Annotated in this window: 27 protein-coding genes; 8 read left to right on the top strand and 19 right to left on the bottom strand. The window is 36.3% G+C overall.

The annotated features are described in order from the left end of the window. Positions 1–6: 6 nt before the first annotated feature. Positions 7–846: an SDR family NAD(P)-dependent oxidoreductase gene (locus FFM65_RS05765; protein WP_119318064.1), complete on the bottom strand. Its 840-nt coding sequence runs from the start codon at positions 844–846 to the stop codon at positions 7–9. Positions 847–861: 15 nt separating this feature from the next. Then, positions 862–1,707 (bottom strand): sugar phosphate isomerase/epimerase family protein, encoded by an 846-nt coding sequence (locus FFM65_RS05760; protein ID WP_119318063.1) that lies wholly within the window; start codon positions 1,705–1,707, stop codon positions 862–864. Positions 1,708–1,841: 134 nt separating this feature from the next. Between FFM65_RS05760 and FFM65_RS05755 the strand changes: the two genes are divergently transcribed. Further along, the gene (locus tag FFM65_RS05755) at positions 1,842–2,747 is read left to right on the top strand and encodes a LysR family transcriptional regulator (RefSeq protein ID WP_119318062.1); all 906 of its coding nucleotides are present in this window, start codon (positions 1,842–1,844) and stop codon (positions 2,745–2,747) included. A gap of 467 nt (positions 2,748–3,214) precedes the next feature. Beyond that, positions 3,215–3,583, top strand: a complete 369-nt coding sequence (locus tag FFM65_RS05750; protein WP_119318061.1) for a hypothetical protein — start codon at positions 3,215–3,217, stop codon at positions 3,581–3,583. Between the two features lie 77 nt (positions 3,584–3,660). Here the strand turns inward: FFM65_RS05750 and FFM65_RS05745 are convergent, their stop codons facing one another. Further along, a complete protein-coding gene (locus FFM65_RS05745; protein WP_119318060.1) occupies positions 3,661–5,580 on the bottom strand; it encodes a heavy metal translocating P-type ATPase in 1,920 nt (639 codons plus the stop codon). Positions 5,581–5,702: 122 nt separating this feature from the next. Here FFM65_RS05745 and FFM65_RS05740 point away from each other — a divergent pair, with 122 nt between their 5' ends. Then, a complete protein-coding gene (locus tag FFM65_RS05740; RefSeq protein ID WP_010020872.1) occupies positions 5,703–6,062 on the top strand; it encodes an ArsR/SmtB family transcription factor in 360 nt (119 codons plus the stop codon). Between the two features lie 314 nt (positions 6,063–6,376). Here FFM65_RS05740 and FFM65_RS05735 read toward each other — a convergent pair whose 3' ends face one another. From FFM65_RS05735 to FFM65_RS05690, 10 genes are all read right to left on the bottom strand, one after another. Continuing rightward, positions 6,377–6,754, bottom strand: coding sequence for a hypothetical protein (locus FFM65_RS05735; protein ID WP_119318059.1), 378 nt, complete (start codon positions 6,752–6,754; stop codon positions 6,377–6,379). Then, a complete protein-coding gene (locus FFM65_RS05730; RefSeq protein ID WP_245954236.1) occupies positions 6,747–7,082 on the bottom strand; it encodes an acetyl-CoA carboxylase in 336 nt (111 codons plus the stop codon). The genes FFM65_RS05735 and FFM65_RS05730 overlap by 8 nt, the downstream gene beginning before the upstream one ends. Further along, positions 7,060–8,358, bottom strand: coding sequence for a Y-family DNA polymerase (locus tag FFM65_RS05725; RefSeq protein ID WP_119318057.1), 1,299 nt, complete (start codon positions 8,356–8,358; stop codon positions 7,060–7,062). The genes FFM65_RS05730 and FFM65_RS05725 overlap by 23 nt, the downstream gene beginning before the upstream one ends. A gap of 96 nt (positions 8,359–8,454) precedes the next feature. After that, entirely contained in the window at positions 8,455–8,964 is a 510-nt protein-coding gene (locus FFM65_RS05720; RefSeq protein ID WP_119318056.1) for a PadR family transcriptional regulator, read from the bottom strand. A gap of 51 nt (positions 8,965–9,015) precedes the next feature. Continuing rightward, positions 9,016–9,552 carry a phenolic acid decarboxylase gene (locus FFM65_RS05715; protein WP_119318055.1) on the bottom strand — a complete coding sequence of 179 codons (537 nt, stop codon included), beginning with the start codon at positions 9,550–9,552 and terminating at the stop codon, positions 9,016–9,018. A gap of 255 nt (positions 9,553–9,807) precedes the next feature. Next, positions 9,808–10,041 carry an antitoxin of toxin-antitoxin stability system gene (locus FFM65_RS05710; RefSeq protein WP_119318054.1) on the bottom strand — a complete coding sequence of 78 codons (234 nt, stop codon included), beginning with the start codon at positions 10,039–10,041 and terminating at the stop codon, positions 9,808–9,810. 108 nt (positions 10,042–10,149) lie between these two features. Further along, positions 10,150–10,971 (bottom strand): SPFH domain-containing protein, encoded by an 822-nt coding sequence (locus tag FFM65_RS05705; protein WP_057814322.1) that lies wholly within the window; start codon positions 10,969–10,971, stop codon positions 10,150–10,152. Between the two features lie 10 nt (positions 10,972–10,981). Then, positions 10,982–11,314, bottom strand: a complete 333-nt coding sequence (locus tag FFM65_RS05700) for a HicB domain-containing protein (RefSeq protein ID WP_010020902.1) — start codon at positions 11,312–11,314, stop codon at positions 10,982–10,984. Positions 11,315–11,385: 71 nt separating this feature from the next. Further along, positions 11,386–12,195: a glycosyltransferase family 8 protein gene (locus FFM65_RS05695; RefSeq protein ID WP_119318053.1), complete on the bottom strand. Its 810-nt coding sequence runs from the start codon at positions 12,193–12,195 to the stop codon at positions 11,386–11,388. Between the two features lie 255 nt (positions 12,196–12,450). After that, the gene (locus FFM65_RS05690; protein ID WP_119318052.1) at positions 12,451–13,425 is read right to left on the bottom strand and encodes a DUF3644 domain-containing protein; all 975 of its coding nucleotides are present in this window, start codon (positions 13,423–13,425) and stop codon (positions 12,451–12,453) included. Positions 13,426–13,591: 166 nt separating this feature from the next. On the opposite strand from FFM65_RS05690, the gene FFM65_RS05685 reads away from it, so the two are divergent. After that, on the top strand, positions 13,592–14,002 hold the full coding sequence (locus FFM65_RS05685; RefSeq protein WP_119318051.1) for a peptide deformylase: 411 nt from the start codon (positions 13,592–13,594) through the stop codon (positions 14,000–14,002). Positions 14,003–14,048: 46 nt separating this feature from the next. On the opposite strand, the gene FFM65_RS05680 is transcribed toward FFM65_RS05685, so the two are convergent. Together FFM65_RS05680 and FFM65_RS05675 are read right to left on the bottom strand one after the other, a co-directional pair. Beyond that, positions 14,049–15,704, bottom strand: a complete 1,656-nt coding sequence (locus tag FFM65_RS05680; RefSeq protein ID WP_119318050.1) for an Nramp family divalent metal transporter — start codon at positions 15,702–15,704, stop codon at positions 14,049–14,051. Between the two features lie 38 nt (positions 15,705–15,742). Beyond that, a complete protein-coding gene (locus tag FFM65_RS05675; RefSeq protein WP_059075212.1) occupies positions 15,743–16,183 on the bottom strand; it encodes a universal stress protein in 441 nt (146 codons plus the stop codon). Positions 16,184–16,597: 414 nt separating this feature from the next. Here FFM65_RS05675 and FFM65_RS12135 point away from each other — a divergent pair, with 414 nt between their 5' ends. Beyond that, positions 16,598–16,747, top strand: a complete 150-nt coding sequence (locus FFM65_RS12135; protein WP_161936678.1) for a hypothetical protein — start codon at positions 16,598–16,600, stop codon at positions 16,745–16,747. Between the two features lie 67 nt (positions 16,748–16,814). Beyond that, complete coding sequence (locus FFM65_RS05670; protein ID WP_119318049.1) at positions 16,815–17,486, top strand: metal-dependent transcriptional regulator; 672 nt, start codon at positions 16,815–16,817, stop codon at positions 17,484–17,486. 241 nt (positions 17,487–17,727) lie between these two features. On the opposite strand, the gene FFM65_RS05665 is transcribed toward FFM65_RS05670, so the two are convergent. Next, a complete protein-coding gene (locus FFM65_RS05665; protein ID WP_059075214.1) occupies positions 17,728–18,153 on the bottom strand; it encodes a MarR family winged helix-turn-helix transcriptional regulator in 426 nt (141 codons plus the stop codon). Between the two features lie 103 nt (positions 18,154–18,256). On the opposite strand from FFM65_RS05665, the gene alsS reads away from it, so the two are divergent. Together alsS and budA are read left to right on the top strand one after the other, a co-directional pair. Further along, positions 18,257–19,936: an acetolactate synthase AlsS gene (gene alsS / locus FFM65_RS05660; RefSeq protein WP_119318048.1), complete on the top strand. Its 1,680-nt coding sequence runs from the start codon at positions 18,257–18,259 to the stop codon at positions 19,934–19,936. 17 nt (positions 19,937–19,953) lie between these two features. After that, complete coding sequence (gene budA / locus FFM65_RS05655; RefSeq protein WP_119318047.1) at positions 19,954–20,661, top strand: acetolactate decarboxylase; 708 nt, start codon at positions 19,954–19,956, stop codon at positions 20,659–20,661. Between the two features lie 41 nt (positions 20,662–20,702). On the opposite strand, the gene FFM65_RS05650 is transcribed toward budA, so the two are convergent. Genes FFM65_RS05650 through FFM65_RS05640 form a run of 3 tightly spaced genes read right to left on the bottom strand, consistent with a single transcriptional unit; the run spans position 20,703 to position 23,592 of the window. Then, positions 20,703–21,815: an RES family NAD+ phosphorylase gene (locus FFM65_RS05650; RefSeq protein ID WP_119318046.1), complete on the bottom strand. Its 1,113-nt coding sequence runs from the start codon at positions 21,813–21,815 to the stop codon at positions 20,703–20,705. Further along, positions 21,785–22,726 carry a sce7725 family protein gene (locus tag FFM65_RS05645; protein WP_119318045.1) on the bottom strand — a complete coding sequence of 314 codons (942 nt, stop codon included), beginning with the start codon at positions 22,724–22,726 and terminating at the stop codon, positions 21,785–21,787. The genes FFM65_RS05650 and FFM65_RS05645 overlap by 31 nt, the downstream gene beginning before the upstream one ends. Positions 22,727–22,743: 17 nt before the next feature. Further along, the gene (locus FFM65_RS05640) at positions 22,744–23,592 is read right to left on the bottom strand and encodes a sce7726 family protein (RefSeq protein ID WP_119318044.1); all 849 of its coding nucleotides are present in this window, start codon (positions 23,590–23,592) and stop codon (positions 22,744–22,746) included. Positions 23,593–23,606 lie beyond the last annotated feature (14 nt).

Below are 23,606 nucleotides of genomic sequence, written 5' to 3'. Positions count from 1 at the left end.
ATCCCTCTATTTCCTAGCAGGTTGATGATGATCGATAGCGTATTGACGACGACCACCTGGTTTTGGAATCTGATCCGACATCATAATTCCGATACCACCATCGACAGTTACTTCACCACCATTAGTGTAATCAGAACGGTCACTGCTCATGAATAAAACAGTGTTAGCAATATCATCTAGGGTTCCGATACGACGACTGGCAACTAACTTCTTACGACCATCTTCGACTTTAGGATCACTGTAGAAATTGGCTGACAAAGGAGTTTTGACTAAACATGGGAGAACGCAGTTGCTACGAACACCGAATTGACCCCATTCAGCAGCCATTTGTTTGGACATCATATCAACAGCAGCTTTAGTTGTACTGTAAGCCCCACTGTAAGTTTCTGGCGAATGTGATGCGACGGTTGAAATGTGAACTAAAGTACCATGCTTTTGTTTGATCATGACTTTTCCAAAACGTTGTGACATCAAGAAGTAACCAGTGATATTGACGTTTAGAGCGGTCTTCCATTCATCCAAACGCAAATCCTCAAGTGGTGAAAATCTCAAAATAGCAGCTGTATTAACTAACACATCAACACGGCCAAATTTATCAACTACAGCTTTTACGGCTGCATCGACTTGTTCTTCATTAGTTGTGTCGCAAGTTACTGGCAAAGTTTCGACATGATACTTGTCAGTTAACTCTTTGGCATACTTCTCAATCTTATCTTTGAGCAAATCGACTAAAACAATTTTTGAACCTTGTTTGGCAAATTCCTCACAAAATTTCGTACCCATGCCACCAACGGCACCAGTAATAACAACAACTTTATCGTTTAAACCTAACCAACTATCACTCATTTTTCTGCCCCCAAATTACTTATTCTCTTGCAAAATTTCTGGCCAAGCTGCTTGCAAAACCTTCACAGTATTCTTGTAAGTATAATCAGCCACAAAATCGATTCCTTTAGCTATGTAGTTATCAGAGATCACTTCCACACCGATAACTTTGGGATCGACACCAGCATCTTTAATCATTTTGACAAAGCCGACAGTATCCAATTCGCCAGTTCCCGGAGCCAAACGGTCATGCATCGATTCATCACGTAAAATCGATTTGGCATAAGGTCTAGCGTAGGCATCGTCTAATTGAATCGAAATAACTTTCTTAGCTTGTTCCTTCGTCAACAAATTATAAGATTGATTGCTTCTGACCCAGTGCCACATATCCAATAGCATATAAACGTTGTTGCAGTCGGCTTTTTGAATAATCTTCCAAGTTTTGTCGAAATTAGTTAAACCGCTGTATGGCATTGGTTCCAAAGCGATAATCAAATCACCAGCACGACTAGCCAAGGCTTGTAATTTTTTAGCTGTGTAATCGACTGAATAATCTTCCATCAAACCAGTGTTGATGTGCTTAACACCGAATAATTTGCACATATGGAAACACATTTGTTCTTTATATTTTTGTTCATACGAACGTGGCTCTTCACACCATTGGACGATATATTCGACTTCGGTGCATCTGAGATGATATTTAGTTAACATGTCCAAAATATCTTGATCAGATAAGCCTTCATTTAAAGCATCGACATAAGTTTCAGCTCGCAAACCGATTCCATCATAACCGGCTTGACTGGCAGCTTTACAACGATCCTCGAAGCTACATTTATCACCCAAAGTCCAAGAACTAATAGTAATTGGATGTTCTTTCGTCATAGAAATTCCCCCTCATTGCTCTATAACTTCAATGTAATCGTTTCATTTGGAGGCGTCCAATAGCTTTTATACTCGATGATTCATAGCTAAAAGTTATCGGTTTTGGTATATTGGCTATAGAGAGAAGGGGTTAGATGAACTTAGATCACTTAAGATATTTCGTAGCCTTATCAAGAACGCAAAATTACACCCAAACTGCTAAAACCTTGCACATTACCCAACCGAGTTTGACCAAAGCCATCCATTCATTGGAAAAAGAACTCAATCTAGAACTCTTTAGTCATCAAGGACGTAATGTAACTTTGACTCCAGCTGGTCGTGTTTTTGCCAATAGTGTTGAATCGACATTGAATTCACTGGACAAAAGCATCGCTACTGCTAAGAGTTTCAACAAAAAGAAAACGATTATCCGCCTAGCTTCATTACGCACGCTCAGTATCAAGTGGGTTCCCGATATGGCGCAGAATTTTTTGCATAGTAGTAGCGACCAAACTATCGATTTCCAATTCAACACCGACACCGGTTTATCTCCGGATATCTTGAATGGTTTGCGCGATAAAAAATACGATGTAGCTTTTTGCTCCAAAATGGACAATTATCCTGATTTGGATTTCTTTCCAGTCGCCGAACAGACAATGGTTTGCATCACCTCAGTCAATCATCCCTTAGCCAATCATTCCAGTATTGATTTGGCAGAAACTTTGAATTACCCGCAAGTTACTTTCGCAAAAAATAGTGGTCTGTATCCAATTATCAAAAAGTTATTTAATGACTGCGGTGGCCAACCTATCAGCGCTTATTCAGTCGAAGAAGATCAGGCAATTGCTGGATTAGTAGCGAATAATTTTGGTATCGCCATCGTTCCTAATATGTCGATTTTGCAAACTTTGCCAGTCAAGATTATTCCTATTTCTTACCCTAATTGGCAACGTATCCTCTACATGGCAACTTTGAAACAAGTTGAGAATCAGCCGGCGATTAAGAGTTTTACTGACTTTGTTAAATCACGTAGTGAACAGCTTTCTGTTAATAATATTTAGATTGATTGATAAGTAGAAAATTTTTGTATATAATACCTTTGTAAACGAAAAGAAGCCATGGGAGTCGTGATCCCATGACTTCAACATCAGATGGAATAGATTCGGAGATTAGCTAACCTTTTCGGTTAGCTTTTTTGATTGTCGTGATACCATTTGCAAAATGCTCGAAAGCAATTGCAAAGATATACACTACAAAAGCGGTTTGCACCACACACACTCCAAACTTTTCCGATTGACATAGCAGACACCTCCACCTTCTGGAATAAACGAGGGGCATTGCTCTACTCAACATTCTGATTAAGCCAACTTGGGAGCTACCCAAAAGTGCATGACTATACAGTTAGTATATTTAATTTTGGATGAATTCCCTAATTTATATATTTGTTTTTTAATAGAATTATCCTTTTATAAAACGTTGATATAACAATGATACAATGGTATCAACAAATTATAAATGAGGTTTTCTGATGCCCAAGAATAGAACTGGACATGGATCAATTTATGGTTCACCTTACGCTAAAGGTGAAGATATTTCTAAAGAAGCTGTCCACAGAAGATATGAAAGAGAAATTGCTAGAGTTACAAAAAAGAAAAATACAAAAGGATTTAAAAAATATATTAAAAAGAATGGTATACCCGTTAGTCCGGCTAACTATGAACGTTTAGTTGTTCTACTATTCAAGCAGCAAAATATTCCCGCAAGACTAAGTGATTTTAAATATAAAGACACACATCATGTTGAAGTAACGGCTTTTGATTCTAGATATAATAAACATATGCGCTGTAAAATTGATTTAAAACAAAATAAAATTGAGGTTATTAGTATACTTGATTAACATTATTAGGTTGCTACCACCTCATGCACATATTTATACCAAAAAAACTGACTCCGCAATTGGAATCAGTTTTTGTTTTACTTATCAAAATTTATTAATTGTAAACGAATGGCGTTTAATACAGCAATCAAAGTAACACCAACATCGGCGAAAACTGCTTGCCACATATCGACCATACCCAAAGCCCCCATTAATAAGAAAAGAACTTTAATTATTAACGCAAAGGAAATATTTTGGATGACAATTTGACGGGTACGTTTGGCAATTTTCATTGCTCTAGCGACTTTGGATGGTTCATCGCCCATAATGACGATATCTGCAGCTTCAACGGCCGCATCTGATCCTAATCCACCCATGGCAAATCCGATGTCAGCTGTTGCTAGGACTGGCGTATCATTGATTCCGTCACCAACGAAAGCTACTTTATGATTTGTCTGGTGGGACTTCTTCAACAATTTATTAACGATTGAAACTTTATTTTCTGGTAATAAATTAGTATAAACTCCACTCATTTTGAGCTTTTTAGCAATCGAATGACCGACTTTTTCATTATCCCCTGTCAACATGACCGTTTGCTTGATTCCACGGTTATGTAACAAGTGAATGGCTTTTTGAGCATCAGTCTTGAGTTCGTCCGCAATCACGATGTGACCCCAGAACTTCTTGCCAACTGCCACATAGACGATTGTTCCAACATCAGTCGATTCAACAAAATTGACCCCAGATTCACGCATTGATTTGGCATTACCAACGATAACTCTTTGATCATCCACTTCGGCAGTCAAACCATGACCAGCAGATTCGGTGGCATTTTCGATTGGTAAAACTTTACCTGTATAAGCGCTTTGAATCGAACTAGCAATCGGATGAGTTGAATTCTTCTCGACACTAGCGGCCATTTGTAACAGTTGATCTTTGGTAATATCAGCGACTGGAGTAACTTTGACTACGGCAAATTTTCCACGAGTTAGAGTTCCAGTTTTGTCAAAAGCGACGGTATCGACTTTGTTCAAGGCTTCTAGATAATTGCTACCTTTGACCAAGATTCCCTGCTTAGATGCGGCACCGATTCCACCGAAGAAACTCAATGGAACCGAGATTACCAAGGCACATGGACAAGAAATTACTAGGAAAATCAACGAACGATAAATCCAAGTGTTCCAAGCTCCTTGCATAACTAGTGGTGGGATCACAGCCAACATGACGGCCAAAGCTACGACGATTGGTGTGTAAACTTTGGCAAATTTAGTAATGAATTTTTCGGCACCGGCCTTTTTGCTGCTGGCGTTTTGTACTAAATCCAAAATCTTAGCAACGGTCGAGTCACTGTAAACCTTGGTAACTTTGATTTGTAGCGTTCCGTTCTGGTTGATTGATCCACTCAAGGCAGTGTCGCCAACTTGAATATTTTGGGGCATCGATTCCCCAGTCAAAGCTGACGTATCAACTGATGAGCTACCCAAAACTACTGTTCCATCCAAAGGGATTTTTTCCCCAGGACGAACGACGATAATTTGTCCGATTTGAACCGTATTAGGGTCGACTTTTTTCATTTTATTATCGATTTTTAACATCGCAAAATTAGGTTTAACTTCTAATAGTGCGGAAATTGACTTCTTGGAACGATTGACAGCAAGATCTTCGAAAACATTCCCTAATTCGTAAAACAACATGACGGCAATCGCTTCAGGATACTCTCCCAAAATGATGGCACCAATCGTGGCGATACTCATTAGGAAGTTCTCGTCAAAAATTTCACCGTGGAAAATATTGCGAATGGCTTTATAAACAATCCGACTACCGATGACTAAGTACGCAGCGACCAACAAAATAACATTAATCGGACTCGTTACCAGCGAACTTGAGCCTAATAGTAGTAAGATAAAAGATATTAACAAACGAATAATGGTAAACTTAGTTTCTTTGCTAAACTCATTTTTGATTCGTTTGGCTTTATTTTTTGCTTTGTAATCAGCTTGGACATCGTATGATTTCATCGATTTATCCTCCTTGAAAAGGTTTACATGTTCATTTGAATATATGAGCAATCATTCATATATAAATTATAATATAATAGGTTCTAATGAATTTCAACCTATTCAAATCAAGAGGACAACTTATGCCAGAACAAAATTTTGAAGTAGAGCACCAAAATGCGCTCCATAATTTAAAACAAAATATCCCTAACGACGACGATCTCGAAGCAATGGTCAACGTCTTCAAAGCCTTCGGTGACATGACGAGAGTAAAAATAATTCTTGCCTTGGCTGAAACACCATTAAGCGTTGGTGAGATTGCGGATACCCTTGATATGAGCCAATCTTCCATCTCACATCAATTGAGTATTTTAAAACAGCTCAATCTTGTTTCTAACGCGAGACGTGGACGTAACATCCATTATCGCTTGAGTGATCAGCATATTATTACTATTTTTAAGCAGACTAAAGAGCATATTATTGAGGATGAAAACGATTTTTAAGCCACTATTTTTTAGTGGTTTTTTCTTTGGGCAAAAATTGGCAGTTTTTTTCTAAGGATGCCGTCGTCCGCAAAAGCCCTGTGATTGGCTGGAGAATGTCGACACAACTTGGAGCCTTTGCTAAGCCCAGAACCGGGCAAAGTCTTCAAGATTGGTCTTCTACGTAAGCGATAAATCGCTAAGTAGAATTTGCCGGCTGAGCCATCACAGGGCTTTTGCTCCCGACTAGATATCTCTTTCTATTTAAATTCGTTTAAACCTTTAAAAGATAAAAGCCTAAAACATAAAAGATAAAAACATAAAGAACAAAAACACTAAGCTACCATAGCGACGTTTCTTACTTCACTTAGGTGGAACTTCTTGCCATTATCTAGATAGAACATGTCTTCATCATAGCCTTGTATTTCTCCAGTTAAATCATCTTTTACGTGATTATTTAGGTCGAAGACATTTAACTGTACTTTAACAATTTGATTGTAGGTGTACGACTGCATTAAGAACTTGGTTATTTCTGTGAGTTCTTGTTGTGGTCGTAAATTATTTTGGTGGGAAGATTTCTTGGCTTGCTTTTTTAAGGCAGCAGTATGATCTGATAAATAAAAACCTTGCCACTTGATTTTGCCACGGTCGTGGTAGTAATTATCGAAAAAAGTTTGAACCATTTCGGGGTCTGCTTGGTATTTACTATTCATCGTAATGTTTCCTTTTCTGAATTAATTCTTGTGTTGTGGGCCATTTCTGACCGGTGAAACCATCATACACAAAGGATAAATGGATATTTTTCTGGATTTCATTAATAATTTTTTCTAAATATGATAAATTATATTGTTCTACTGTATGAAGCGGAATAGAACGGACTCTTTGACCCTTTGGCTGGATGTTGATGAAGAAATTATACGTTTTGTCATATTGATCATTGACCACTTGCAGCCAATATCTTGTTTGATAGCGCCGAGTAAAATACTGCTCGATTCGTTCTAAGATTAATCTTAAATCGTCATTCATATGCATTGCCGCCATTGTGTCCGCCAACTAGGCTGGAGCGATTGATGGCTGTACCACCTTTTAGTAAGCTGTTGGCGTAAACGATGGATTTGAAACCATAACGAGCTCTGATTTGGTCGATGACAGCTAACCTATCTTCATTGGCACATTGAGTTTTTATCGGCGTGAAGAAGTCTAATTGTTGCGCTACTTTGGAGACTAGTTTGGACGAATAAACTGCCAGATTCCTGACCGGCTGTCCCTGCCAATAATTCTCGAACATGTAAATCAGAGTCTGGTTGATTTCCCAATCCTTATCAGTCACATCAATATTTCGAGCCACACTGAAGCCGCCACGTTCACTGTCATCTCCAGAATATGAATAAGTCACGGTCAAAGAAATACATCCAGCTTGCTTGTGGTGATGACGCAATCGAGAAGCAACTTGTTGGCCCATTTCCTTGATAACCGTCTCTATCTCCACTTGGTTAAAGTAATCTCTAGGTAAAACTTGAGAATTGCCGATACTGTGATTCTTAGGTTTGAGTTCATCAGACAAATTTGTTCGATCAATTCCCCAACTAATCGCAAACAACTGCTCGCCAATCAGGCCTAATTCCTGTTTTAAGTAAAAAGGATTAGTGTGGGCTAATTCATACATGTTATGGATTCCTAAACGATTAAGACGCTTTTTAGTCCGTTTAGCGATACTCCAGACATCAGTTAACTCATTGATCGTCCAGATTTTCTCCGGAACGGTTTGATAATGAATTTCAGCGATTAACTCAGGATTGTGCTTGGCATAAATATCTAGAGCAATTTTAGCTTGCAAAGGATTATCACCGATTCCAACTGTAGTGTACAATCCTAGTTCCTTTCTAACCTTGATTTGAATCAAACGAGCCACCTGCTTAGGAGAATCACCGAACAACTTCCAAGAATGCGTCATATCAATGATCGACTCATCAATCGAATAAGGCCAAACATCCTTTTCTGCCGCAAATTCACGAAAAATATTGTTAATTTGAAGATTGCGTTTGATGTAGAGATTCATTCGAGGTGGAACAACGATTAAACGTGGATCCTGGGGCAAATCGCGTTGACGGGAAACGTTAGCTTTCAGATGAAAAATCTTCTTTGCCATTGGAGACGTCGCCAGAATCAAGCCGCTACCCGCATTGTCAGCCTCACTCATCACCACCAACAACTCCTTGAGCGGATTCAAACCACGTAAAGTTGCCTCAACACTAGCGTAAAAAGATTTGTTATCAATCAGAAAGTAAACTCCATGGGGTTCCTTGCGATAATCCATTGTCCACACCTCTTTTTGTTTATATTTTTATTATACGAACATATGTTCTTTTTTGCAAATAAAAAATAGACTTCTGATTTAGAAGTCTTATTTGACTTACAGTCTATTTTTCAACCATTCGATATGATTTTTTTCACGTTCGATAGCGCGCGTTAAAATCAAATAATGACCAAAATTTGCTTTAATTTTTTTCTCGTCAGTGAAAACTTTACTCAAACGGCCTTGCAGGTACTCATACTTATCTTGTTTGAGTTTCAATTCTTGTTCCAGCAATTTTTTTAACAACGGATCAGTCGAATCATTTATAAAATATAGCTTTAAGGAAAACATTTCTTCGTTGCCATCGAGTGGTTCTTGCATCCAATTACGCAATACTTCGTGACCTGTTGTCGTCAATGTATAATAAGTAGCTTTGCCTTCTTCTTCGTCATTGACCCAGTTGTCTTCTTTCATTCGAGCGAGTTCTGGATAAATCTGACTGTGTGAGGCATGCCAAAAATCACCAACTTCGTGTTTGAACTCTTGGCTGATTTGATATCCTGACAATCTCTTCTTATTGTTGATCAATCCTAATAATACGTATGGTAAAATTCGTTTCTTCGGCATAATTTTCTCCACAAAAAAATGATATACAGCTTTGTATATCATTTTAACACGCTATTTATTGATACGACGGTAGTTTTCATCAAAGTATTTGCCATTTCTAATATCATCTGGCAAACCCTTGTAGGGTGCTTCGCTGATAACATCTTCGTTATCTTGTCCAGCATCGCCCATGTATGTGATGTTAGCAAATTCGGGAACGACCATTTTAGGATATGTTTCGTACTTTTCACGTGATTCTTCCATTAAGTCGATGTGTTCATTTTGGTAAGTAACGGTAATTTCGGGATGTTCTTGAACCCATTTAGGGAAGAAGATTGTTCCGTGAAGTTTCTTTTCGTTAGGCATGAAGTCTAAAGCAACGTCTGTACCAGTAGGTTCTGTCCAAGAAATCTTGTAGATACCTTCTGTAAGCATTACAATGTCAGCTTCTTGATCAGTTACCCAACGGCCACCAACCATACCACCATGGATACGGTAGTCAACAGTGTGGTCGTTTTTGGCGTACCATTCGTATTCCCAACCGTTATCGTAAGTGTAAATGAAATGTGTTCCTAAAAAATCTTCTAAAGTTTTAAATGTTTTTGTCATGTTTATAATTCTCCTTGTTTCTCATATGTCGTTATCGACAGTTAATAGTATATGTCGTTAATGACATATAGTCAAGGATTTGTTTTGAGGTTATATTATAAGTATCTATTATTCGTATGGAGATATTAATCACGGAAAATGCTGACCAACAGTTACTGGACGCTATTAAAGATTTACCAATTATTGATCTTACTGACAAACAAAAGCTAAAAAAATGGACACGAGCTGAAATAAACTCATGTCCATTTTTTTATTTTAAAGTTCCTTTCCGATTAAGGAATTACCAATTTCTTCTTTCTGATTGGAGCCCTGATATTTTTCAATTACCTTTGAATTTTTAAAGGGATTGTTTTTCTTCGGAACATAGATAATCATCCCTTCTTCATTTTGATAAACACTGTAAGAATCAGCTTGTAACTTTATTGATCCGGGAATAGGAAAAAAGTTCAATTCTCCCAATTTTCTTACCCTTATATTATTATCTGACATTTCGATAACCCACCTTTAGCTTAAAAAAATAGCCTAGGGCTCGTGAGCTACCTAGACTTGATCCTACGGTTATATATTAATTTCTACCAAATTCTTTTGCAATAATTATTACTTATCATTAGCCATCTGATTCATAACTTGTGCTGTCACAGGAATATCAGAATACTTCCCAATTTCATCTTTACTCATCACAACAGTGTTAGTTGGTGACTTAGCCAATTCGGAAAAGGCTTGGATTTGTTGTGCCGTAAAGTACTTATTATCAACTGAAGCCAACATGTCATTCAATTTCTTGATTTCATAGGCTTTGGCATCAGCTCTAGCAATTGTGGCAGCAGCTTCAGCTTTGGCGGTCGAAACCGTGGCGTCATTTTTAGCTTTAGTTTCGATTTCAATACTTCTAGCTTCACCATTTGCTTTGGCGATTGCGGCGGTCTTTTCACGGTCAGCTCTGATTTGTTTCTCCATTGATTCAGTGATGGATGCGGAAGGCTTCAACTCATCGATATTGACACGGTCGACTTTGATTCCATAGGTATTGGTCAAATCCCCGATTGCATTGGCCAGGTCAGCGTTGATCTTCGAAGTGGAACCTAGTGCTTCGTTCAAGTCGATTTTACCGATAATATCACGCAAGTGACCACGGACTAATTGAATCATTGACTCAACTGAATTGCTATTCTCGTATTCGAACTTTCTCGCATCAGTCACGTGATAATTCAAAGTTACGTTAGTCTGCACTTCAGCGTTATCTTTGGTAATAACTGAATAACCTTGCAAAGCCAACGGAATCATTGCCAAATCGACGATTCTGACTTTTTGAAAGATAGGAATGTAAAAATTTAACCCTGCCCTAACTTCTCGACTGTATTTCCCTAATGTTTCCACCAAACCAACATGATTTTGACGGACTACTTTTAACCCAAACATATATTTTCGCCTACTTTTCTGATTTTAGTTCTTGAATTGTTAAAATATTGCCATTTGCTTTGATAACTTGATAACTCTTTTTGCTATTAACGGAATCATTTGCCAACAAATCATAGCGATAGTAAATACCTTTGACCTCAATCAAGTCGTTTGCCATATTGATCTTGTCGCCCCCAACGACTGATCCTACTATTTGGCGCTGCTCAAGGTTGTTAGTTGGTACTGCTTCACTAAGTTTGGTGACAATATAGTTATTCACACTGCGATTTTCACGGTTAGCATCTTCCGTGATCCGTTCGTACAAATCTTTATCTAATCGTAATGCTATCATTTTATCTGCCATAACTTTATTATATCATTCCAATATCAAAGTGATATCGCAATGATATTGACATAGTGTAAAAAAAACCGAACCTAAATCGATTCAGCTTTGTGTTGATAATGCTTATATAATCCAGAATATCTTTCTTTGTAATCTAGCTTCCAAGGCTTATCCCGACCACAGAAATGCAAAATCACCGTATGATCAATCACCCAGTCGATATCCCATTTACCGTTACTCTTAGCAAAATACAGTGGATTCATTCGAGCGTCATAATTGTAAATCTCGTCTGGTATCATCATAATATTTTGGCCGTATAAACCATTGAGGATATCTTGATCGGGCAAAAGTAACGTCCGTCCCATTTTATTAATGTAATCAAAAATATCCTGAGCTTTGACATTCTTTCGGATAGCTTCCAAGTCCATCAACATGACACCTGAATTGTAGTAACTTTCCGTTTCATAATTTCCTAGTCTTAATTTATTCAAATTATCAGTCACATCTAAAGAGACGTGGCTGGCGGCCGCATACCAGTAATCTTTCAAATCCAGGTTATACAGTGGTTTCAAATCATTGATCACTAAAATATCAACATCCAAATAGAGAATTCTTTTGATATTTTTAGGCAAATACTTGTACGCCAACAAACGATAATAAATTGTCTTCGGATAACGGTCAGTCGTCGGTGCCTGGTCGAATTGGTCGTCTTTGATAATAATTGGATGATAGTGCATCCCTAGCTTTTGACAAAATTGCTTAATCCTGTCAGTTTCCTGCAATTTCTTATCTTGAATCACGTAAATCGAATATTTATCGATAGTAGAATTTTGTTTGATTGAATACAAAGTTGTCATTAATTGTTGTGTCACGTTGTCATCAATCGCAAATAGTAAATTCATCCTGCCCCTCCTGTGCAATCCTAGTTATTTCCATTATACTAAAGATTGAGGGTACAAAAATGAACCTTATCGTCTGAGGTCCATGACATACAATCTATCATATTTTCTTGACAAAAAGTGCAATGCGTGCGTTATTTACAAATAACGAAAATATTGTTATATTTTATGTACTTAAGATAACTTGTGAAGGAATAACGCTGGGTCCCATAATGGGGTAGGTACGTAAATGTACTGAGAATTCCTATGTGCCTGAGGTTATCTTTTTTTATTTGGCTTTTTTAAACTTTCAACAAAATTCTTAGGATCTTTTTTTATTTCATCCATAATAAAATCTATAAATTGTTGAGAGTATGTAAAATTATGCTGTTTGCCAATGATATGTTCATATGAATATTGGGGCATTCTTTTAATATCATAAAAATCTATGATTAGGCTAAGTACATACTGGTTAAATCCAGGGGTGTAGTTTAGTTTTAAATTTTGTTTATTTAGACGCTCGTTAACGGCAGTAATTACACTATTGTATGAATATTTATGAGTATCGGATGGATCTTTTAGTTCTTTGATGAAAGCAACTTTATTATCGGAAGTTTTGTCAACCTTAACTGTGAAATCGGCATCTGATTTTTTCTTAGTTATAAATAATTGTTGTTTAATATTTATAGAAAATTTATCAGAGTCATACTCCTTACTCAAAACGTCTATTTCATTGGCTTGTTTAATTAATCTTTCGGCAATTTCCGCAGGATATTTAAGCTTTATTTCTTCATTGGATAATGGTTCATATCTTGCTGAGATTGTAAGAAAGTTTTGTGGTATGTATTTAGTTATATCAACGTCGTGAAATCTTTGAATTTCATTTACAAAATTAATAGTGCAAGCTTGAAATAATGGTGCATATTTCACTTCATAATCTTCGGTTATAAAGTGTGTACTCGTATTTCTTAATTCAATTATTTTTTCCAGATTTAATCTAATACGGGTGTTCTTATCCGAATATATTTTTTTAATAACTTCACCTAGGCTTAATGTTCTTTCAGGCATATCTTTAAAATAGATGCTTTTACCTCTATTTAATAATTCTGCTTTTAACATCAATTCCCAGGCATTACAAATAAAAAAGCTGAATCCTTCTATTCTATACTTAATAGTTGGTTTATTATAAATTTCTATCCCCATGATAAAGGCCTCAACGCTCTTATCAACTAATCTCTTTTTAGTATTTTCCATTGGTTAATCACTCCATATCTATGTTGTATGTGTTGGATAACTCAGTAACTAGTACTAGTATAGTATAGAAATTTACACGTTACTTCAATAATATTGATGGTTGAAGTCTGTTTTCATACTTTCAACCTTTATACTAAAAACAATCAAACGAGACAGAGGCACACAAATGATAAAACCAATTAACCACGATACGACTTTTCTAGCTCAAAAAGCTGAACTAGCAACCAAAGCTGACCAAAATGTCGTGACTGACTTACTAGATACCCTAAAAGCTAACTCCGAAAATTGTGTTGGCATGGCAGCTAACATGATTGGCGTCAACAAGCGTATCATCGTCTTTTCCATGGGCATGATGAATGTTCCGATGATCAATCCAACTATTATTAGCAAATCTGGCAAGTACGAGACTGAAGAAGGTTGTCTTTCATTAATCGGTCAACGCAAGACTAGCCGTTATAATAGGATAAAAGTTAAATACTTGGATAGTAATTTCCAAACTCATACACAGGAATTCAGTGATTTCGTAGCTCAGATTATTCAGCATGAAATCGACCACTGTGACGGGATTTTGATATAACAAAAAAGGCGACTTCATTCAAAGTCGTCTTTTTGTTTACAAATTTTTATCTTTGTTCTGAATTTCTTTCAGCAGTAGCTTCTTTATCGAATTCTTCTTCAGAACCGGCTGTGGCTGATAATTTGGCTAGATGTTCATAAGTTGATGTAACATCTTCTTTTGCCAAGACGTTCTTAAGTCTTTCGTTACCTTTGTGCATATCGACAATTGTCCAAATCAATAGTGCTAGAACAGCAGCGATTAATACGTAAGCAATGATCGTAGCTTGTAATGATTGACCAGAAGTAATGTGATCACCGTAAAAGGCTTTGATTTGGTCTGGTAAACCAATTAAGTTTAGAACTGTCAAAGCAATAACTGATAACCAACCGAATCCTTTGATCCAAGTTGAGTTCTTAAATTTGTTACCCATTTCTGTAGCACTATCTGTCATTAATAGTAGTGGCAACATTGAGAATGGAAGTGCGAAGGCCAAGAAGACTTGTGAGTTATTCATCAAGGTATTCAAGGCTTCGTGCTCATCAATCGCACTCTTACCACTTGTTAACATAACACAGATAAGAACTGGGATAACTGAGATCAAACGTGTAACCAAACGACGTAACCATAGAGGCATTCTCATGTGAACGAAACCTTCCATGATAACTTGTCCAGTTAAAGTACCAGTAATAGTTGAATTTTGACCTGAAGCAAGCAAAGCAACGGCGAACAATGTTGAAAGTACACCTGACTTAGCAACGGCAATCAAAACACCATTACTCAAAGTTGATGTATCTGATAGAGCTTGATACAAACCGAAGAATGATGGATCTTCAACAGCGCCACTCTTGAATACGGCAACACCCATGATAAGTAGTAAAGCGTTAACGAAGAAGGCAGCTGTTAATTGGATATTTGAATCCCAAGCTGAGAAACGAACGTTTTGTGCAACTGATTTTTCATCAGCGTGGTTAACTTTTCTAGTTTGTGAAATAGCTGAGTGTAGGTACAAATTGTGAGGCATAACTGTGGCACCGATGATACCTAAGGCACCACTTAGAGGTGTTTGACCACCAATCTTAGGACTAGTAGCAAATGTTTTACCTGTTGGAATTAGACCTGAGAAAACGCCACCCCAATCAGGATTTGATAGAGCAACTTGATAAACGAAAACAAATAGAATAACAAGAATTAAACATACAACGATAGCTTCGATTTTTCTGAAACCAATCTTTGTCAATAATAGCAATACCAAAACATCACCAACAGTGATAAATACGGCAATTACTAGTGGAATATTAAATAGTAAGTACAAAGCGATAGCACCACCGATAACTTCGGCAATATCAGTCGCCATGATGGCTAACTCGGTTAGAATCCATAAAACGATTCCCAGTGATCTACTAGTTCTAGCACGAATGGCTTGCGCTAGATCCATCTTACTCACAATTCCTAGTTTAGCAGCCATATATTGCAGTAACATGGCAATTAAACTAGACATTAGAATAACTGACATTAATAGGTATTGGAAATTTTGACCACCGGTAATTGATGTTGACCAGTTACCTGGATCCATGTATCCAACAGCAACTAGTGCTCCTGGACCTGAGTATGCGAACAAAGTTTTGAAAAAGCCCTTGTCTCTTGGTACATCGACGGTTCCGTTAATCTCTTGTAGAGATGGACCGTTTGCGTATTCGATTAATTTATGCTTTTCAGCCATGATTAATCTCCCCTTATTATGATTTCTTTATAAATGTACTAGCGAATGATCATCACAGAAATTGGTGAATATTTCGCCATATATGCAGCTTGTGAACCAAAGTACTTTCTGATTCCCTTTTTGGAAAGTGACCCTATAACTAAAAGATCTGCATCACACGAAGGAATGACATCCTTAACGATTGTTTCACCAGGATCTCCTTCGGCTACCATGAGTTCAACATTCTTAACTCCAGCATCCAAAGCAACCTTGCGATATTCCTGCATGTGCTCTTCTAACTCTTTACGCTCACCATGAACGTAGTCTTTCGTGAGTGCTTGGTAAACATTCATATCACTATCTTCCAAAATAGAAGTAATGATCAACGTTGAGCCGTCCTTGATGCAACGGTGCATCGCATATCTAAATGCTAATTGGGCATCGGGTGAATCATCGACACCAACCAAAACACGTTCAAAAGTGTTGTTTTGATTCGACATTGGTTTGTCCTCCAATACATTTTTCTAAAAACAAGCAGTCCTGCTCGTCTTTCCAAAACCCATTCTACCCCAATTTAATTCGTTGTAAACTATTTTTTAAGGTTACCTAATAAAAAATATCTAAAATGTAATATTTTCAAAATATTTCAGAAAACGGTTACCTCCAACAGTAACAAGGGATTAACGAATTATTATGAGGTATATCAAGAAAATTTTACCCCCTACTTAACTATTTTGTTCAAAACAATTATGTTATATTAAAGTCGTTCGGGATAGGATTTATAGTAATTTTATATTGTTTTAATAAAAAATCTATATACATATAGTATAGTTAGGACTTTTCTTCGAAATTTGTAATAATATTATTAGGTCAAGCTAACTATTTGTTATAGGAATTATTTATAGGGGGTTAATATGAAATATCCAACTCAAATCCAAGATCAAACAAACATCAACTATCAGAAGTATCAAGCACATAGTTGGATTACTTCTGAATTGCTGATTGGTATGTACTCAAGGGTTTTTACCAATTTATTATTAGCTGACAACCAAATATTTAAATAAAGTTATATCGTTATTTTTTTCCGAATTATTTGTAACATCCCAAATTAAAAAAAGTGGTGAACGAATTGTGAATGATTTAAATTTTTTACGATTAATATTCGAATTAGGTGGAAGCTTTCAAAATGTTAACAATATCGATCTCGCTGTCAAAGCCAATGTCAGCAAGGCTTCTATTTCCGATCGTACGCAGCATTTATCAAAGTTAGGTTTAGTTAAATATACTAAATACTATGGAACTAAGTTGACGAAAAAGGGTTTGAACACCGTTATTCCTTTAATTCAACAACACAGCCTCTTAGAAATCTGGTTGTTAGACAAATTAAACATTCCTTTAGGCCAAGTTTATGAGAAAGCCAGTCAATTGTGTGAGAACCCTGATCCATTAGTGATTGACCGCTTAAATATTTATCTAGACTATCCAAAAACTTGCCCACATGGGAATATTATTCCTATTAACTGTCCTATTCCGGAATTTTCTGATTCTTCCTTATTATCTAAACAAGTTACTTCTGATAAGTATTGGAAAATTATCAACTTTGCGGAAGATAATTATCTCTTCCAGATTCTCAGTAACATCGATATCCAATTAGGTGATCAAATTCAGATCTTAAATATCAACGACTACGATCACTCAATGGTGGTTTTAAACTTGCGGAACAATATCAAACAGATTTTACCCAAAAATATCACTAAGATGATTCGGGTCGACAAAGTTACCGCAATGGAAAAGAGCGTTTGAAGACACATGATTTTTACAATCACGCGTTGTCAAACGCTCTTTTTTTAGTTTTATAAATTTTTAAAAAAATCTAAAAGTTACTATCTAGTCGGGAGTGAGAGCCTCGAAAAATGCCCAGCCGCCAAATTTACGTTAGCGATTTATCGCTTACTTAAAGACCAAGCTTGGAAACAACATGCCCTGTTTCAAGTTGCGTCAGCAGCGTCCCAGCATTTTTCAGGGCCGAACGGACGACGACATATTATTCTATTGGGTCAATAATAGTAGAAACTACGGCTTCAATGGAAGAAACTAGTGGACTGTCGGGAGTGATTCCGGATTTGGCGAAGCGGTCTTCCCACCATTGACTACGAATATGTTGGACAGTATCAACGACTTTGTTGCCAGTTTCGGTCAAATTCAAAATCTTCGTCTTACCTGCTCCATTCGACTTAGTTAAATAGTTGAGTTTTTCCATCTTATTGATTTCTCTGGTGGCTAAACCTTTGTCGATAACTAAAGATCTGGCAACTTGATTTTGACTAATATTTTCATAATCACTAACAGCTAACAAAATACAAGCGGCGGTCGGATTTAAGTTGATTTGGTTGAATTTTTCCCTCGTATCCTTGTAATATTGTCTGTGTAAGATAGAAATATCTTGTGCTAAATATCCAATGTTTTTCATTTGCTTTCACTCCACTGAAAAGTTTTCTGTGTTGACAAATCAACACGAATGTTTTAATTTTTATCTATATAATAATAGAAATTAGAAAAAGAGGCTAGATACAATGACAAAACAACCTAATGGTGCTCAAGCTTTGATCCAAAGTATGATCAACCAAAACGTTAAATATATTTTTGGATTGCCTGGGGCCAAGATTGACCAACTATTCGAGAATCTCGAACACAACGATAATCCCCAAACTCCTAAACTAATCATCACACGTCACGAACAAAATGCGGCTTTCATGGCTGCGGGTATCGGACGTTTGACTGGTAAACCTGGCGTTGTCGCTACTACTTCTGGACCTGGTGTTTCTAACTTAGCTACAGGATTGATCACGGCAACCGCTGAAGGGGATCCTGTTGTTGCCTTAGGTGGTCAAGTTCCACGAAACGATATTGCTAGATTAACGCACCAAAGCATCTCAAGTAAAGAGCTTTTGTCTGCAGCTACTAAGGATAGTGTCGAAGTCCAAGATGCTAACAATCTTTCGGAGTCTTTTGCAAACGCTTACCAAACGGCTGCTGCACCTAAAGCCGGAGCTACTTTCATGTCTATCCCTCAAGATGTTTTAAATGATGAAGTTACTCGCAATACTATTAAGAGTCTTTCCCCTGTTGAACAAGGTGGGGCTGACCAAGATACTGTTAATGAAATTATTGAAAAAATCAAAAACGCTAAATTACCAGTAATTTTAGCCGGTATGCGTTCTTCCACTAATGAAGTAACTCATAAGATTCACAAATTCTTACACAAGTTCTCAATTCCCGTTGTGGAAACTTTCCAGGGTGCTGGGGTTATCTCTCGTGACCTTGAAAAGAACTACTACGGGCGTGTCGGTTTATTCAGAAATCAAATCGGTGACACTATTTTGAAGGAAAGTGACTTGATCATTGCTGTCGGTTACGATCCTATTGAATATGAAGCTCGTAATTGGAATGTTGGCCGCACTGGCGAAATCATCAACCTGGATAGTATTGCTCCAGAAATTACTAATGATTACCAACCAGACCTAATTGTCCAAGCTGATATTGCTAAGACTTTGGACGAAATCAGTGAACAATTGCCTGATGATATTGATTTAGGTGAAAAAATGCATCAACATTTAGCTAATCAACAAGAGAAATTTACTAAGAAAGATGCCATCCCTGAAAATCACTCTGATAAAAATGGTATTCACCCACTTGCTATTATTCATGCTCTGCAAAACCAAGTTAACGATGACACAACCGTAACAGTTGATGTTGGTAGTTTGTACATTTGGATGGCACGTCATTTCAGAAGCTACAAGCCAAGACACCTACTATTCAGTAATGGTATGCAAACATTAGGAGTCGCCCTTCCTTGGGCAATTGCTGCAGCCTTGGAGCGCCCTGAACAACCTATCGTTTCCGTTGCTGGAGATGGCGGATTCCTCTTTTCAGGACAAGAACTTGAAACAGCCGTCCGTTTACATCTCAACATCGTACAACTAGTTTGGGACGACGGATATTACGATATGGTCCGTTTCCAAGAAATTGCCAAATACGGTCATGACTCTGGTGTCAAATTAGGATCAGTTGATTTCGTCAAATACGCTGAAAGTTTCGGTGCTACTGGTATGCGAGTCGAAAGAACTGAAGATCTCGAACCAATGTTAGCCAAAGCTTTCGCTACTAAGGGTCCAGTTGTTTTACACATCCCTGTAGACTACTCTGACAACATCAAACTAGCTTCCAAGTTGGTTGACGACGTCTTGAATTAAAAATGCGAGGTACTATTATGTCAAAATCACATACACTTTATCAACACGGTACATTAGCCTTATTAGTTCCCGGCTTATTAGATGGTACGATTACGATGAAAGAACTACTCGAACACGGTGACACTGGTATCGGTACTGGAGAAGGACTTGATGGCGAGTTGATTATTTTGGACGGTGTTCCTTATCAAGTTGATCACAACGGCAATGTCAATGTTGTCAATGATGATTTCACTTTGCCATTTGCTAACAGCCACTTCGCCGAATACAAACGTTTGACTGATATTGAAGAATTATCACAAACCGAATTAGACAAAAAAATCGGTGCCATGACGAGTGCAAACACCTTTTATTCTATTAAGGTTCACGGTACTTTCACTAATATCAAAACTCGTGCCGTTAAGAAATCTCACAAACCTTACGCTACTTTGGGTAAAACAGCCGAGGATCAGAGTATTTTCCTACGTGAATCAGTTAAAGGAACACTCTTGAGTTACTACTCCCCTCAAATTTTTGACGGTGCAGCAGTTGGCGGCTTCCATCATCATTTCTTATCCGATGCACATGACTTTGGTGGTCACGTATTAGGATTCGGTGGCGCTACTGGTAGAGTTGAGATTCAACAGTTTGATACGTTAGAACAACATTTACCAATTCATAATAAGGATTATATGAACTATGATTTCTCTGATTGGGATATCTTAGGAGAAATTCATAACGCTGAATGATATTAAAAAGGCGGTCTCATAATTGAGATCGTCTTTTTGTTTTACATACTTTTTAATGTAGGATACGTAATTTGTTGGATATTGTAAGTCCTTATTTCTTTATCCAATTGCTTTACTTTCTTCCCATCGAATAAAACAATATCCACTGTTTCATCATCAACTGTACTTTTATAACGGATCCCATCTATATGTTGATCTTTGGTACCCATATATTTAATAAAATCACTAATAAATTCTGTTGGTATGTATTCCAACTCTAATCTATCTTTTCGACTTAATTTTCTCATGACTTCATCTATCTTATTAAGTATTTCAAAATTCATTAAATATATTTCTTTATTATCTAATGAAAATATACTTAAATTAGTAATTTTGGATAAATCAACAACATAGGCCGGTTCAGTCATTTCAAAGGTGGCGATTGTACATACATCATTTAAAGAAGCCTTTATTTCTGCAATTGCTACAGTCTCTTTTTCTGCCAAATAAAGATATCCTATTCCAGAAGCATTCAATCTGCCAGCAGAAGCCTTTCCTTTAGGTGCTGACCACATATTTCTTGGCAAAATAGGTTCTCCAGAATCACTAATTCTAGCTCGAAAAAATCTTTTTCCAGTTTCAAGAGTAGTAATGACTTCATTGAAAAATAATTTGAATATCTTTTCATTAGGCAATTCAGAGTGAAATCTACTGTTATATTTAATATCTTCTTCAAAATCAGCCCAACTTTTTCCTTTGAAAATACCGCTTTGTTTTTGTGTCTCATCATCCAGCAAATATTTGGGAATTACTGGTAAATCAAACAATGCTTTATCCACAGAATATTGTTTTTTTAACATATCTTTTAACAACCGAGAGATTTGGGGCTTCTCGATATTAAAAATATTAGTATTATCTGCCAACTGATCAGCCAATTTTTGACTATAATCCGAATACTGCTCCAGTTCAGGAGATAACACTACGTAAAGAGTCAATAATTCATTAAAATCAGCAACTATATTCTTGTCATAATCAGCAATAGACTTAGCTTTCTCATTATCAAATACGAATACATCCTTAGATTTACAAAAATCACATTCACCTATTTCATTTATAGATCTAATTCTGTCTTTTATATCTTGGTCTAAGAAACACTTTTCGCAACATTTGCCCATTTATCCAAATATCTCCCCAAAATTTCAAAATGATGTTTAATCGACAATTTCTTAATATAACCTAAACCGGAATACTTATCTTCATTAAATAATCTTTTAAATTCTTTCAACCCTGATGAATTGTTTCTATTGTCTTTAAAAACAAACTCATTAGAGTTAACGAATTCAACCAATTTTTCTAATGCTTCATGTGCCTTTTTGGCAGGATCATTGATATTTTCATTAGAATCCGAAACAAAATGATGTATCCGTAAATTAAAATCTTTATCAAAATAAACTAAATGAATTGCCACAGCTTTTGCTGCAAACCCAGATAATCTAAAGTCGCTACCAATTATAGAATAATCGCTAAAGCCAAAGTATCCATCCTCTTCATAAAATTTATGCTCTACGGAAAAAATTTCATCTTCTTTATCTAAATAATCAACATTTCGTTCTTGCTTATTAAACTGATCATGATATTCCACTAAATAATCGGCCGAGTTTTTGAACAGTCTCAAAGCTGTTCTGTTATTTGGTTCAACAACTACATAAGTGTCTTTTTCGATCTTGTTAGAATCATTAAATTCAGACTTTTCATCAACAATTATCATTCTATTAGCATTTAAAAATTTTGAAAAGTCACATTGCGCATTATTTTGTACAATCAGAGCCGAAATAAAATTACTTTTTTTCTTTAGACTAGTAACTTCCTTAGTATCAAATGATTCATATGGGACCTGTTCTGAATTTTGTATTACGGCTATTTTTCTATTTTGCTCACTAAATTGCATCAATAAATTTTTAAATGTCGATGAAGGACTAGTAGGTTCAATGATAGGTAAAATATTTTCACTTAAAACTTTTTCATTAAGTAATTCTTTTAGAGCTAATAGCTCGTTTTGCTTTCCTCTTAATATTGGCAAATACATAACAATCTCCCTAGAATTTAATATTTACTATTCAAGAAATTTTCCAATTGTACAAAATCTTTTTCGTTATACTTTGAAAAATATACCAATGATTTTATTTCATTTGGAACCATCTTAAAGTATCTCAAATTATCTTTATTTATGTTTGTCCGCTTCTTTAACTGATTCAAGACACATTTTTGCGCGTGAGTCGTTTCTAACTCATTAAAAATATTAAAACATTCGTCGTAATATTTTGACTGTGGAACGTTAGGTAATTTCCCAAAATTTTGTTGAATAATTTCTTCAAACTCGTACTTCCTTAACACATCAAACATCGATTTCTTGTTTAAATTATCTTTATATTCAACAGCTTTCCTTTCAACATGCAACGATCCACGTTTGTTTAAAACAATTAAGCCTGTTGGAGTATCTTTCAACTTTATTTTCAATTGATCCACATGGCTTTGTTCGGTTACTACATTACAATATGAGAAAACTCGATAATAAGAATCAAGCTGTTCATTAAGACGAGTCAGATTATCCAGGCCGGTTTTAATTTCATAAACTTGACCAACACCATTTATAACTACCAAATCCAAAATATTGTTATCAATTGGTAATTCTCTAATGGCTGTAGATGTATTTAGACTATGTCTTCCCAAAAGGATTTTATTTATTATCGTATTTTTAAAAAAGAATTCATTTCGATGGTTTCTAGACATGTATTTATACAATTCTTGTAAAATTTCTGAATTAGTTTTATTGTCAGAATCAACTGATGTTGCCTTGACAGCTTCTTTATACACTTTGATGTTTTTATCGTCTATTAATTTCTTTAATGAATTTACTGTAAAAATCTTATTCATTAATATTCCTGCAGTCATTAGCATCCCTTCAC

This window comes from Companilactobacillus formosensis (assembly GCF_005405305.1).
GTDB lineage: Bacteria > Bacillota > Bacilli > Lactobacillales > Lactobacillaceae > Companilactobacillus > Companilactobacillus formosensis.
This window is presented reverse-complemented; position numbering and strand designations above follow the sequence as displayed.

Excerpts from the sequence above, each read along its gene's own strand:
- FFM65_RS05645 (WP_119318045.1), bottom strand. The coding sequence starts at position 22,726 with ATGTATTTGCCAATATTAAGAGGAAAGCAAAACGAGCTATTAGCTCTA.
- budA (WP_119318047.1), top strand. The coding sequence starts at position 19,954 with ATGTCAAAATCACATACACTTTATCAACACGGTACATTAGCCTTATTA.
- FFM65_RS05685 (WP_119318051.1), top strand. The coding sequence starts at position 13,592 with ATGATAAAACCAATTAACCACGATACGACTTTTCTAGCTCAAAAAGCT.
- FFM65_RS05750 (WP_119318061.1), top strand. The coding sequence starts at position 3,215 with ATGCCCAAGAATAGAACTGGACATGGATCAATTTATGGTTCACCTTAC.
- FFM65_RS05760 (WP_119318063.1), bottom strand. The coding sequence starts at position 1,707 with ATGACGAAAGAACATCCAATTACTATTAGTTCTTGGACTTTGGGTGAT.
- FFM65_RS05740 (WP_010020872.1), top strand. The coding sequence starts at position 5,703 with ATGCCAGAACAAAATTTTGAAGTAGAGCACCAAAATGCGCTCCATAAT.
- FFM65_RS05700 (WP_010020902.1), bottom strand. The coding sequence starts at position 11,314 with ATGGCAGATAAAATGATAGCATTACGATTAGATAAAGATTTGTACGAA.
- FFM65_RS05640 (WP_119318044.1), bottom strand. The coding sequence starts at position 23,592 with ATGACTGCAGGAATATTAATGAATAAGATTTTTACAGTAAATTCATTA.
- FFM65_RS12135 (WP_161936678.1), top strand. The coding sequence starts at position 16,598 with ATGAAATATCCAACTCAAATCCAAGATCAAACAAACATCAACTATCAG.
- FFM65_RS05695 (WP_119318053.1), bottom strand. The coding sequence starts at position 12,195 with ATGAATTTACTATTTGCGATTGATGACAACGTGACACAACAATTAATG.
- FFM65_RS05710 (WP_119318054.1), bottom strand. The coding sequence starts at position 10,041 with ATGTCAGATAATAATATAAGGGTAAGAAAATTGGGAGAATTGAACTTT.
- FFM65_RS05715 (WP_119318055.1), bottom strand. The coding sequence starts at position 9,552 with ATGACAAAAACATTTAAAACTTTAGAAGATTTTTTAGGAACACATTTC.
- FFM65_RS05745 (WP_119318060.1), bottom strand. The coding sequence starts at position 5,580 with ATGAAATCATACGATGTCCAAGCTGATTACAAAGCAAAAAATAAAGCC.
- FFM65_RS05650 (WP_119318046.1), bottom strand. The coding sequence starts at position 21,815 with ATGGGCAAATGTTGCGAAAAGTGTTTCTTAGACCAAGATATAAAAGAC.
- FFM65_RS05690 (WP_119318052.1), bottom strand. The coding sequence starts at position 13,425 with ATGGAAAATACTAAAAAGAGATTAGTTGATAAGAGCGTTGAGGCCTTT.
- FFM65_RS05680 (WP_119318050.1), bottom strand. The coding sequence starts at position 15,704 with ATGGCTGAAAAGCATAAATTAATCGAATACGCAAACGGTCCATCTCTA.
- FFM65_RS05755 (WP_119318062.1), top strand. The coding sequence starts at position 1,842 with ATGAACTTAGATCACTTAAGATATTTCGTAGCCTTATCAAGAACGCAA.
- alsS (WP_119318048.1), top strand. The coding sequence starts at position 18,257 with ATGACAAAACAACCTAATGGTGCTCAAGCTTTGATCCAAAGTATGATC.
- FFM65_RS05720 (WP_119318056.1), bottom strand. The coding sequence starts at position 8,964 with ATGCCGAAGAAACGAATTTTACCATACGTATTATTAGGATTGATCAAC.
- FFM65_RS05665 (WP_059075214.1), bottom strand. The coding sequence starts at position 18,153 with ATGAAAAACATTGGATATTTAGCACAAGATATTTCTATCTTACACAGA.
- FFM65_RS05730 (WP_245954236.1), bottom strand. The coding sequence starts at position 7,082 with ATGGCGGCAATGCATATGAATGACGATTTAAGATTAATCTTAGAACGA.
- FFM65_RS05725 (WP_119318057.1), bottom strand. The coding sequence starts at position 8,358 with ATGGATTATCGCAAGGAACCCCATGGAGTTTACTTTCTGATTGATAAC.
- FFM65_RS05735 (WP_119318059.1), bottom strand. The coding sequence starts at position 6,754 with ATGAATAGTAAATACCAAGCAGACCCCGAAATGGTTCAAACTTTTTTC.
- FFM65_RS05675 (WP_059075212.1), bottom strand. The coding sequence starts at position 16,183 with ATGTCGAATCAAAACAACACTTTTGAACGTGTTTTGGTTGGTGTCGAT.
- FFM65_RS05765 (WP_119318064.1), bottom strand. The coding sequence starts at position 846 with ATGAGTGATAGTTGGTTAGGTTTAAACGATAAAGTTGTTGTTATTACT.
- FFM65_RS05705 (WP_057814322.1), bottom strand. The coding sequence starts at position 10,971 with ATGTTTGGGTTAAAAGTAGTCCGTCAAAATCATGTTGGTTTGGTGGAA.